Origin of the sequence: Micromonospora sp. WMMD723 (assembly GCF_049863385.1) — a bacterium.
GTDB lineage: Bacteria > Actinomycetota > Actinomycetes > Mycobacteriales > Micromonosporaceae > Micromonospora > Micromonospora wenchangensis.
Genome location: NZ_JBMKNR010000001.1, coordinates 4661487 through 4672604 on the forward strand (window position 1 = coordinate 4661487; position 11118 = coordinate 4672604).

The 11118-nt window shown below is 72.4% G+C and carries 6 protein-coding genes; 1 reads left to right on the forward strand and 5 read right to left on the reverse strand.

The genetic code is table 11. From position 1 onward, the window contains the following. Window positions 1–48 precede the first annotated feature (48 nt). Window positions 49–1641 (forward strand): MFS transporter, encoded by a 1593-nt coding sequence (locus tag ACN261_RS20645; protein ID WP_421481326.1) that lies wholly within the window; start codon window positions 49–51, stop codon window positions 1639–1641. A 146-nt stretch (window positions 1642–1787) separates the two neighbouring features. On the opposite strand, the gene ACN261_RS20650 is transcribed toward ACN261_RS20645, so the two are convergent. From ACN261_RS20650 to ACN261_RS20670, 5 genes are all read right to left on the reverse strand, one after another. Then, window positions 1788–3893, reverse strand: a complete 2106-nt coding sequence (locus tag ACN261_RS20650; RefSeq protein ID WP_425851639.1) for a ThuA domain-containing protein — start codon at window positions 3891–3893, stop codon at window positions 1788–1790. Between the two features lie 51 nt (window positions 3894–3944). Continuing rightward, on the reverse strand, window positions 3945–6782 hold the full coding sequence (locus ACN261_RS20655) for a PQQ-dependent sugar dehydrogenase (protein ID WP_425851640.1): 2838 nt from the start codon (window positions 6780–6782) through the stop codon (window positions 3945–3947). 288 nt (window positions 6783–7070) lie between these two features. Next, window positions 7071–8471, reverse strand: a complete 1401-nt coding sequence (locus ACN261_RS20660; protein WP_425851642.1) for a leucyl aminopeptidase family protein — start codon at window positions 8469–8471, stop codon at window positions 7071–7073. A gap of 12 nt (window positions 8472–8483) precedes the next feature. Next, on the reverse strand, window positions 8484–9038 hold the full coding sequence (locus ACN261_RS20665) for a DUF2087 domain-containing protein (protein ID WP_421481330.1): 555 nt from the start codon (window positions 9036–9038) through the stop codon (window positions 8484–8486). Between the two features lie 133 nt (window positions 9039–9171). After that, a complete protein-coding gene (locus ACN261_RS20670) occupies window positions 9172–11115 on the reverse strand; it encodes a RiPP maturation radical SAM C-methyltransferase (protein ID WP_425851645.1) in 1944 nt (647 codons plus the stop codon). Window positions 11116–11118 lie beyond the last annotated feature (3 nt).

Consider the following 11118-nt stretch of genomic DNA (forward strand, 5'->3'; position numbering starts at 1 on the left):
CCACCCCCGGCGCCGTACCGAACCGCGCCCTCGAAAGGAAACCCGCGCATGTCCTCGCCCGACAGTTTGTCCCACGTGAACGGCCCCGACGCGACGGTCCACGACCCGCGCCGACGCCGCGCCATCCTGGTCGCGGTGTGTATCGCCCTGATGGCGGTCATCGCCTCCGTCTCCGGGCTCAACGTTGCCCAGCCGCAGGTCGCCGTCGAGTTCGACGCGTCGCAGAGCACCGTCCTGTGGATGATCAACATCTACACCATCAGCCTGGCCGCGCTGCTGCTCCCGCTCGGCGCGCTCGGCGACCGGGTGGGCCGCAAGCCGATCCTGCTCGCCGGCCTGGCCCTGTTCGGCGTCGCCAGCGCGGCGGCCGGCCTGGCCACCTCCGCCACGATGATGATCGCCGCCCGGCTGCTCGCCGGCGTCGGCGCCGCGATGATCATGCCGGTCACGCTGGCCGTCATCACCTCCACCTTCCCCGACGGGGAACGCTCCAAGGCGATCGGCATCTGGACCGGCGTCGCCGGTGGCGGCGGCATCCTCGGCATGTACCTGTCCGCGGTGCTCGTCGACTGGGCGAACTGGCGGTGGCTGTTCCTGCTGCCGGTCGTCCTCGTCGTCGCCGCCGCCGGCACGGCCCTGCGGGCCGTCCCGAACTCCCGCGAGCAGACGCGGCACCGCTTCGACGTCGTCGGGTCGCTGACGTCCGTGGTCGCCGTGACCGCCCTCATCTACGTCCTGCACGAGGGCCCGGTCCACGGCTGGACCGCGCCGCTGACCACGGCGAGCCTGCTCGTCGGTGTCGTCGCCGCGATCGGCTTCGTGGTGTGGGAACTACGCCGGCCGGCACCCCTGCTCGACGTGCGGCTGTTCGGCGACCGACGCCTCGCCAGCGGCTCGCTGGCGCTGCTGGCGCTCTTCGGCGTCCAGGCGGGGATCTTCGTCGTTCTGTTCCCCTACTTCCAGGCCGTCCTCGGCTGGTCCGGCCTGCGCGCCACCCTCGCGCTCATGCCCATGGCGGCGACGATGATGCTGTCCTCCGGCCTCGCCCCGCGGGTGGCCGCCCGGGCCGGGGTCCGCGCCACCATGGCCACCGGCATCGTGCTCGGCGGCGCGGGCCTGGCCCTGATGGCCACCCTCGTCTCCGTCGACGGCGGCTACCCGGCGATCCTGCCCGGCATGCTCGCCATGGGACTCGGCATGGGCCTCACCCAGACCCCGTCCACCGAGGCCATCACCTCCGCCCTGCCCCGCGACCGCCAGGGTGTCGCGTCCGCCCTCAACGACGTCACCCGGGAGTTCGGCACCGCGCTCGGCGTCGCGTTGCTCGGCGCGGTCCTCACCGCCGGCTACCGCAGTGCCGTCGACACCCGCCTCGGCACGGTCCCCGCCGACACCGCCGACGCCGCCCGCGAGGGCATCGCCACCGCCATCGCCGCCTCCGACGCCGCCGGTGCCCAGGCACCCGCACTGGTCCGTGCCGCCCAGGAGTCCTTCGTGGACGGCTGGCAGCAGGCCATGTGGGTGGGCACCGCCGTGATGGTGGTCCTCCTCGGGTACGTCCTGGCCCGGGGCCCGCGACGGGCCGTACCCGGCACGCCGGTGGCCGCACCGGCGTCGACGAGCGACGTCACCGTCGGCTGACACCGGTACGCGGCACCACCTTCGCGTACGTGTCGCAGCTCGCCGGCCGGACGGCGGTGGACGGCCATCCGCCGCCGTCGGGCCGAAGACCCGACGTGCCCCCGCTGTCGGACGGACAGCGGGGGCACGGCCTGCCCGCTACCGGGTCACGGGAGGGTCCACTTCTGGTTGGCGGCGGCCAGGCAGGTCCAGAGGTGGACGGCCTGGCCGTCGGTGGCGCTGTTGTTGGACACGTCCAGGCACTTGTTCGACTGGGGGTTGCGCAGGGTGCCGTCGGTCTGGGCGGACCAGTTCTGGGCACCGCTGCCGTTACAGGTCCAGAGTTGGATCTTCGTGCCGTCGGCGGTGCCGCCGCCGGAGACGTCCAGGCACCTGCCGAGTGCCTTGACGGTGCTGTTCGGGGTGACCGTCCAGGTCTGGGCACCGCTGCCGTTGCAGGTCCAGATCTGGATCTGGGTGCCGTCGGCGGTGGCGGTGTTGCGGACGTCGAGGCACTTGCCGCCGAGCCCGACGACCGGCCCGGTCCCCGGGGTGCCGGGGGTTCCGCCGCCCCGGACCAGGGTGAAGTCGTCCACGTCGAACAGGCCGGTCCCGGAGCCGGTGAAGGTCAGGTAGACGGTCTGCGTACCGGTGGGCACCCCGGCCAGGGTGGTGCCGACGTCGGCGTACGTGCTCCAGCCTCCGGTGTTGGGCACCGCCACCTGGCCGAGCAGCGGGCCGGTGGCCGAGCCGGTCCGGATGCCGATGGTGCCGCCCGCCCCACCGGAGACCACCCGGGCCCGCAGCGAGGTGACCCCGGTCAGGTCGAGACCGGGGTACGCGGCCCAGTCGCCCGGGTCGACGTAGCCGAGGGTCTGCCCGCCGTTGGCCCCGGCCTTGGTGAACGCGCTGACCCCGTTGGCCGAGCCGAACGCCTCGGCCTGCACGGTGGTGGTGCCGCCCGGCGTACCGCCCAGCTCCTTGATCCGGACGTTGCGGAACGACACGTCGTCGCCCGTGCCGTGGTTCTGGAGCCCGATGTGGCCGGCGAGCGAGCGGGCCGGGTCGGTGTTGGTGAAGTCGTTGATCTTCCGCCCGTTGAGGAGGACCTGGAGGCGTTCCCCCTCGACCAGCAGCTCGTAGGTGTTCCACTCTCCCGGCGGGTTCAGGGCGGCGTCCCGGGCGGCCAGATCGGCGGACTGGAAGGTGTAGACCGCGCCGGTGGTGCGGTCGGCGGCGTCGGTGGCGTCGATCTGGATCTCGTACCCGTTGTCGACCGCCGACCACGGGTCGGTCGACGGCGGGAAGCCGATGAAGACGCCCGAGTTGTCGTCGCCGGCCATCCGCCAGTCGAGCTTCAGCGAGTAGTTGGTGAACTGCCTGGCGCTGTACCAGTACAGGCCCATGCCGCCGACGGAGGTGAGGGTGGCGTCGGCGTTGCCGAAGCTGCCCGGACCGGCCTGCGACCAACCGGTGGTGGACCCGTCGTAGAGGGTGACGTAGCCGGTCTCCGGGCGGCAGTCGGCCTTCGCCCGGCCGGCCGCGTACCGGATGCCGCCGAGCAGGTGGCTGCGGAACGCCGCCTCCGCGTACGACCCCTGGGTGTGTCCCAGGCCGGTGTAGAACGACCGGCCGGAGTTGACCGTCTTGCACCAGGAGATCGGATGGTCACCGCCCATCGAGCCGCCCGAGTACGACGACTCGTCCAGGGTGGCGAGGACCCGGGCACCCGAGCGCGGGTTGGTCTGGAAGTTGTACCACTCGTCGGTGCGGGTCCAGGTCTGCGGCAGGTGCCCGGTGGCCGGGTGCGCCCGGTTCTCGACGCGGACGTTGGCCTGCTGGATGGCCGGGTGCGAGGCGAAGTAGCCCCCCACCAGGCTGCCGTAGTACGACCAGCCGTACTCGGTGTCGGCGGCGGCGTGGACGCCGACGTACCCGCCGCCGCCGTCGACGTACGACGCGAAGGCGGACTGCTGTGCGGCGTCCAGGACGTCACCTGTGGTGTTGAGGAAGACCACCGCCTCGTACTGGGCCAGGTTCGCGGCGGTGAACCGGGACGCGTCCTCGGTCGCGGTCACGGTGAAACCGTTCGCCGTGCCGAGTTCCCGGATCGCCTGGATACCGACGGCGATCGAGTCGTGCCGGAACCCGGCGGTCTTGGAGAACACCAGCACGTCGTACGGGGCGTCGGCCGCACCGGCCGGCGTCGGGACGGCGAGCACCGCGGCGGCGGCGGTCACCGCGCCGAGGACGGATCGAAGGAGTCTGCGCATGTCACTCTCCCGGACGGGTGGAGGAGGGTGCCGGGTGCCCCGCTTGCCGGGTCACGGCAGGGTCCACTTCTGGTTGGCGGCGGCCAGGCAGGTCCAGAGGTGGACGGGCTGGCCGTCGGTGGCGCTGTTGTCGGACACGTCGAGGCACTTGCCGGACTGGGGGTTGCGCAGGGTGCCGTCGGCCTGGGCGGACCAGTTCTGGGCACCGCTGCCGTTGCAGGTCCAGAGTTGGATCTTGGTGCCGTCGGCGGTGCCGCCGCCGGAGACGTCGAGACACTTGCCCAGCGCCTTGACGGTGCTGTTCGGGGTGACCGTCCAGGTCTGGGCGGCCGTGCCGTTGCAGGTGTAGATCTGGATCTGGGTGCCGTCGGCGGTGGCGGCGTTGCGGACGTCGAGGCACTTGCCGCCGAGCCCGACGATCGGCCCGGTACCGGCGGTGCCGCCGGTGACGAACGTGAACGTGTCGAGGTCGAACAGCGCCCCGGTGCCCCCGGCGAAGGTGAGATAGAGCGTGCCGGTGCTGGCCGGCGCGCCGGAGAGGGTGCCGGTGACGGTGGTGAAGGTCTCCCAGCCGCCGGTGACCGGGACGGTCGCCTGACCCAGCACGGTGCCGGTGGGTGAACCCGTCCGCACCTGGAGGGTGCCGCCGACACCGTTGGAGGAGACCCGGGCGCTGAACGAGGTGGCCTTGTCCAGCCGGTACGGCTCGAACGCGATCCAGTCGCCGTTGTCGATGCTGCCGACGGTCCTGCCACCCTCGGCGGGGGTCTTGTCGTAGACGGTGATCCCGGACGAGGTCTTGAAGTGCTCGGCCTGGCGCTTGCGCGGCTGGAGGGTGTGCTGCCGGTGGGTGGTCAGCCCACCGGCGTCGGTGTACTCGGCGTCGAAGATCGCGAAGATGTTCGCCGCGTCGTCGTGCTCGCCGTCGACCGGGATGGTGATCGTGCCGGAGCAGCCGTTCTTCGCGGTGATCTGGTGGCCGTGCTGGTCGTGGCCGAGCACGTAGGTCATCTTCACCCTGGTGCAGTCGATGGTGCCGTCCTCCGGGTCGGTGACGGTGATGCTGAACGGCACCGTGTCGCCGTAGGAGAACAGCGAACCGTTCGCCGGGCCGGTGATGGTGACCGTCGGGGCGGTGTTGCCGATGCCGATCTGCACGCTGGCCGTGCCGGTCGCGCCCTGCGGGTCACGGACGGTCAGGGTGACGTCGTAGGTGCCGTTGGCGGTGAACGTCTTGCTGGGGTTGGCCGCCGTGGAGGTGGTGCCGTCACCGAACGCCCACGAGTAGGTCAGCGCCCCACCCTCCGGGTCCGAGGACCCGGCCGACGAGAAGGCCACCGTGAGCGGGGCCGCCCCGGAGGTCCGGTCGGCGGCGGCGACGGCGGTCGGCGCGCGGTTGCCACCGCCGACGTAGTCGTACCGGTACAGCGCCGAGTTGGCGTCACCGTTGAAGTAGCCGGTGCCGTAGTCGAGGACGTACAGCGCGCCGTCCGGGCCGAACGTGGAGTCCATCACCTGCTTGCCGTTCCAGGGGAACGACGCGTCGATGGCGCCCCGGGAGCCGTCGGCGTTGACGTGGATCGGTTTGATCCAGCCCCGGCCCAGCTCGGTGGCGAAGAACTGGCCGTCGAAGGACTGCGGGAACTTCGTGGTGGACGGGTTCGACGCGCTGTAGCGGTAGACCGGGCCGGCCATCGGTGACTCGGAGCCGCCGCCGAACTCCGCCGGGGTGCCGGCGTCACCGGCGTAGCGGATCCAGGCCGGCTGTGCCGCGGGCAGGGTGGGCAGGCCGGTGTTGCGGAACGAGTTGTTCGTCGGCCCACCGGCGCAGTTGTACTTGGCACCCGCGGTCCCGGCGGCGAAGTCCCACTCCGCGTACGTCTCGGCGGCGGTGTTGGTGCCGGTGCAGTACGGCCAGCCGTAGTTGCCCGGCCCGGTCACCCGGTTGAACTCGACCTGCCCGCTGGGGCCGCGCGCGCCGGTGGTGCCGGCGTCCGGGCCGTAGTCGCCGACGTAGACCACCCCGGTGGCCCTGTCCACGCTCATCCGGAACGGGTTGCGGAACCCCATCGCGTAGATCTCCGGGCGGGTCCGTGCGGTGCCCGGGGCGAACATGTTCCCGGCCGGGATCGAGTAGCTGCCGTCCGCGTTCACCCTGATCCGCAGGATCTTGCCGCGCAGGTCGTTGCTGTTGGCCGCGCTGCGCTGCGCGTCGTACGCGGGGTTGCGGTTGGTCCGCTCGTCGATCGGCGAATAGCCGGCGGAGTCGAACGGGTTGCTGTCGTCGCCTGTCGACAGGTACAGGTTTCCGGCCGCGTCGAAGTCGATGTCCCCGCCGACGTGGCAGCAGATGCCCCGGTCGGCCGGCACGTCCAGGATGGTGACCTGGCTGGACGTGTTCAGCGTCCAGTTGGCGTTGAGGGTGAACCGGGACAGCCGGTTCACGCCCTGCCAGGCGGAGAAGTCCGTGCCGGTGGCCGGGGCGTCCCCGGCGGGGGTGGACAGCGGCGGGGCGTAGTACAGGTAGACGTGCCGGTTGGTGGTGAAGTTCGGGTCCACCCCGACGCCCTGCAGGCCCTCCTCGTCGTGGGTGTAGACGGGGATCGTGCCCACCACGGTGGTGGTGCCGGCCGCGTCGGTGCGCCGCAGGGTGCCGTTGCGGGCGGTGTGCAGCACCGACCGGTCGGGCAGCACCGCGATGGTCATGGGCTCGCCGACCTCGGGCTCCCCCTTGGCCAGGGTGACCTGCTGGAAGTCGGTGGGGTTGATGGTGTGGGCCTGGGCGGGGGCCGGGCTGCCGAGGGCGAGCAGCCCGGCGGCGGCGACCAGGAGCAGTGCGGAGCTGACCGACGCCGTTCGCCGGCCGAACGCGCCATGGTGTGAGGACACTGGCTGTCCGTCCCTTCCTGACGTTCGATTGCCAGGGCGGGCGCGCGCCGTCGCGCCGGATGCCGTAGCGGGGGAGGGGGTCGATGGATCACCGCGCCGCCGGTTCACCTCGCTGAAACACTTGCGTGATGGCGAAGACATTAAGCTGTTTCGATTCCGCTGTCCATGCCTTCTGTCGAATCACGACCGACTTTCGCTCGAACCGCGAAAAGTCCACGCCGACGCGGCACGGGGGACGCGTCCACCGGCATGAACCAGCCATCGCGCCCAGCCGCGACCGGGGCCGCCCTACTGCGGACCGCGCAGAAACTCCACCAGGGTCCGTACCCCGAAGCCCGTGCCCCCGTGCGGGGTCTCGTCGAAGGCGGCCTCGTCGTTGAACGCGGCTGCCCCGAGGTCGACATGGACCCAGGGGAGCCGTGGCCCCACGAACTCCCGGAGGAAGAGCGCCGCCTGGATCGCGTCGCCAGGGCGGAAGGCGGCGTTCGCCCGATCCGCCACCGACGATCTGAGGTGACGCCGCTCGGACTCCCACAGCGGGAGACGCCAGAACAGCTCGTCGGACCGGGCGGCGGCGGCCGACACCTCGGCGGCCAGCGCATCGTCCCGGGCGAAGTAGGCCGCCGCGCGGGTCCCGAGCGCGTGCGGCACCGCCGCCGTCAGGGTCGCCACGTCGATCAGGACGTCCGGGGCCGGGTCGCGGGCCAGCAGCAGAGCGTCGGCCAGCACCACCCGGCCCTCGTTGTCGGTGTTCAGGACCTCCGTGGTCGTCCCGTCGGCGTGCCGGACGACGTCCCCCGGGCGTAGGGCCGCCGGGCCGGGCATGTTCTCGGCGAGCGGGAGCAGCGCCCGCAGCCCCACCGGCAGGCGCAGGGCAGCCACGGCGCAGACCGCACCGACGACGGCTGCGGCCCCGCCCATGTCGGCCTTCATCGTCCGCATCTCGGGTGGGCTCTTCAGGCAGAGCCCGCCCGAGTCGAAGGTGATCCCCTTGCCCACCAGGGTGACGCTTCGTCCGGGCGCCGGAGGGTCGTACCGGAGTTCCACCAGGCACGGCGGCTCGGCCGAACCTCGGGCCACCGCCAGCAGGCCCGCCATGCCCAGGGTGTGCAGCGCCTCGCCGTGGTGCACGACGCAGGACAGCGCACCACCGGCGAGGCCGGCGACGCGCCGGCCGAACTCCGTCGGGCCCAGTGCGCCGCCGGGACTGTTCACCAGATCCCGCGCGAGGCAGACGGCATCGGCGACCGCGACGCCCTCGGCCACCGCACCGGGGTGCGCGGTGCGGATGGTGATCTCACCCAGGGGCGGAGCGGCACCGTTGCGGTGGCGGTCGTAGCGGTAGGCGGCCAGCACCGCACCCTCGGCCACCGCACGGGCACGGGCACCCGCGGACACCGGGCCCTCCGTCGTCTCGGCGAGGTCCAGCCGCAGGGTACGGGCTGGGCCGGCGGCCCGGACGGCAGCGGCCGCCGCCCGGCGGAAGGTCGCCGGGGTGGCTGCCCCGGCGGGACCCAGGCCGACGTTGAGCAGCACCACCCGATCGTCCGGGCCCGGTTCGGCGACGACCTGACCGGCGCGGCCGGTGAACCCGCGACGCAGGGCGAACGTCCCCGGGCGCGTGCCGTGGTGCCAGGGCAGGGCCACCACGTCGGCGGGCCGGGCATCGGCGACCGGGGTCACGATCACGCCCGGCACGGGTCAGGCGCGCTCGTAGGCGGTGCCGGCCTGGTTGCGCGTGAGCAGCCCCTCGTCCACCAGGGCACGACGCAGGGCCACCCAGTCGTCGAACCACTCGCCGCACAGGGCGTTGACCCGGGCCTCGGGATAGACCTCTCCGGGGGAGAAGGTGTCGACCACCACGGCCAGCACCCGGGCCCGCACCTCGGCGTCTGCGGGGATGGCGGTGATGCGGCCACGACGGAAGTAGGCCCCCGCGCCGTCCCCGCCACTGCGGCCGGCAACCCGGACCTCGGCCTGGACCGCACGGCGGAAGGCGTCGTCCACCAGGGCGTACGTGTTGGTGGCCCGGTCCTCGGCGACGATCCTGCCGTCCACCAGCCGACGCAGGGCGCCCGCGGTGGCCTTGGGGGTGAGCCCGGTCTGCTCGGACACCGACCCCACGGTGCGTGCCCCGAGCACGAGCGCGGCGAACGCCGACCGCCGGGCCGGCTCGGCCAGCAGGCCGACGATGTCCCCGCAGGACGGCGGACGGTCAGCGGAGTCGGACTGCGGCTCTTCGTCGGCCGGGGGCACCGGACACCTCACCTCTGCGTCGTCGGGCGGACCGTTCACCACGACCGGACCTCTCCCGGATCTGTCCACTGTCGATAACCTAGCAGTCGCATCCCGTCACGTCGGCCGAACCGCCGGTGCCACGGCCGTCGACTCAACCCCGGACCGTCGGCGTCTCCAACACGACGGGCGGCTGCGTCCGGGCCCGGCGGGGAGTGCTCTGCGCCGGTGGTGTGCGGTACGCCGAGGGACGGTGCCGCACCGCCAGGGCGATCACCTTGGCCCCCTCGATGAACACCCAACGTCGGCGCTGCCAGGCGTGCAGCAACTCCAGTGTCGGCTCCCAGCGCGTGCCCGACCAGTGCCCGGCCTGCAGGTCGCGGAAGCGGGTACCCCCGATCAGGGCACGGAACAGCCGCGCCTCGTCACCGGTGAGGACCGTCTGACCCGCCGGCAGACCCGGCCGCTGCTCGTCGAGGGCGACCGAGCTGAAGCCGAGCCGGTAGGTGAAACGGGCGGTGTGCCGGTGCGCCTTCCACAGCCGCACCCGGGCGGCCAACCGGTGGCGCAGCTCCTCGTTGCGCGCGTCGTCGTGGAAGTCACCCTCGAAGTGGTACGCGATGTCCCAGAGTTCCTCGTCGGAGAGCCCGGGATAGGCGAACCGGTAACCGGGGAAGGGACGCGACAGGGTCAACCCGAACGACCCGGGCCGTTCCACGTACGGGCTGAACCGGTCGAAGTGCACGGCGAGGATGTCCGCGTCGGGCGGTTCCAGGTGGGTCAGCGAGGCCACGAGGTTGAGCTGGGACAGCAGGGACGCGGGGGTCTCCCCGGGATACCCGGTGAGGATGTTCCACACCGGCAGCACCCCGAACTCCGCGCAGCCCAGCAGGAACCGGACGTTCTGCATCGCGGTGGCGCCCTTCTTCAACGCCCGCAGTCCCTCGGTGCTGAGGCTTTCGATCCCGGGCTGGACCGAACGCACCCCCGCCCGCCGCATCGCCCGGATCTGCGCCCAGTCCATGTTCGCCTTCACCTCGAAGAAGAGCGAGTGGTCCGTGCGCATCTGCTCCACCCGGGGCAGCGCCGTCTCCAGGTAGCCCAGGTCGAGGATGTTGTCCACGGCGAAGAAGTCGAGCACCCCGTACCGGTCCATCAGGTGGTGCAGTTCCTCGGCCACCGAATCCGGGTGCTTGCTACGGAACTCCATGGTGGCACCGTTGAGCCCGCAGAACGTGCAGTGCGTCTTCGCCCCCCACCAGCAGCCCCGGGAGAACTCCACCGGAAGCGTGATGTCGGGCTCCAGGGCATGCAGGCCGACCTCCCGCAACTGCTCGAAGAAGCCGTCGTAGTTGGGCCGGGGCACCACGAGCTGCGCGGTGGTACGCCGGGCCGGCAGCGCCCGGGACGTGGCCGCGGCGTCCTGCCCGCGTACCACCAGGCGACCGGCCGCCGCGAGCGGGCCACCCGCCGCGACCTGCCGCAGCAACGCGACGAAGGCGTCCTCGCCCGGCCCGTCCACCACGGCGTCGACCGCCGGGAACTTCGCCAGCAGGGTACGGCCCATCGGCCCCTCGCAGTTGCTGCCGCCGAGCACGATGGTCCCGGTGTACCCCTGCGCCCGGAGCCGTTCCGCGACCGCGAGCGTCGGACCGTTCTGGCTGAACGTCGTGGTGAACCCGATGACCTGCGGCGCGGCCCGGAGCAGCCCCTCGGCGGTCTCGACCACGTGCCGGTCGGCGACCGCGCGCAACGCGTCGACCAGCGCGATCTCCCGCTCGGTGATCCCCCGCTCCCGCAGCAGCGTGTAGTAGGCGGCACGCTCGGCGTCGCCGGCCGCCCGCCGGGCGTACACCCAGTCGCCGACCGACAGGTGGTAGAGGCCCTCGGCGACCCGCGTGTAGGCCGCCGCCCAGTCGTCCGGGGACAGCCCGAGCATCCGTCCGGCCAGGGCGTAGAAGCTGAGGTACGCGTAGTCGGAAACCACCTCCCAGCCCTCCGCCTCGGCCACCGCCCGCAGGGTGCCGATCTGGATCGACGGGCGGTGGACGTTGTTCCAGGGCATCGAGACGAGTGCCGCGCGGCCAGCGTCGCTCATCAC

Coding starts and splice junctions, on each gene's coding strand:
- ACN261_RS20645 (WP_421481326.1), top strand. CDS start 49: ATGTCCTCGCCCGACAGTTTGTCCCACGTGAACGGCCCCGACGCGACG.
- ACN261_RS20650 (WP_425851639.1), bottom strand. CDS start 3,893: ATGCGCAGACTCCTTCGATCCGTCCTCGGCGCGGTGACCGCCGCCGCC.
- ACN261_RS20670 (WP_425851645.1), bottom strand. CDS start 11,115: ATGAGCGACGCTGGCCGCGCGGCACTCGTCTCGATGCCCTGGAACAAC.